This is a genomic window from Vibrio sp. MM46 (assembly GCF_027587135.1).
Lineage (GTDB): Bacteria > Pseudomonadota > Gammaproteobacteria > Enterobacterales > Vibrionaceae > Vibrio > Vibrio harveyi.
Genome location: NZ_JAPPTO010000106.1, coordinates 1 through 558, shown reverse-complemented (window position 1 = coordinate 558; position 558 = coordinate 1). Strand labels below are relative to the sequence as shown.

General features: G+C 49.6%; 1 protein-coding gene. It reads left to right on the top strand.

The features are described from left to right. Position 1: 1 nt before the first annotated feature. Positions 2–558 (top strand): type-F conjugative transfer system protein TraW (gene traW / locus OH459_RS28135; protein WP_269989910.1); only part of this gene is annotated, 557 nt, incomplete at its 3' end.

Below are 558 nucleotides of genomic sequence, written 5' to 3'. Positions count from 1 at the left end.
TATTATCCTCGTAACGGGTATTGCCGCTTTTAACGCTTATGGAAAAGCACTGGGGCAAGTGGCTCCGGTCTTTCCTATCGGTGAAATTGACATGCTTGAATGGATTGACCACAGGCTGAGACAATTTGAAGCCAATGGTAAGCTGGCTGACATGCAGGAAGCGTTCACCCAGCGAGTAAAGGAAAGCATTGAAAACCCGCCGCCCGTCGAAGGACTGACGAGTACAACCAACCCACGTACCTTTTACGTTGACCCAAGCATCGTTATCCCTAAAGACATCGTTGTACCTGCCACCGGGCAAGTCATCGCCAAAGCGGGCACCAAGGTTAACCCCTTTGACAGCCGAACCTGGCCAAAGGCAAACGGCAAAGACATTCTGCCTAAGTTTGAGCTTAGTAAGGTACTGGTATTTTTTGATGCCAGAGATGCGCAGCAAAGGCGCTTTGCCAGTGAGTACCACAATGATAAGCCCATCAAGTGGGTACTGACCGCAGGGAGCCCAAACCAAATGGCAACCTTACTCGATGCCAGAATATACTTTGCTCAAGACGGCTTTTT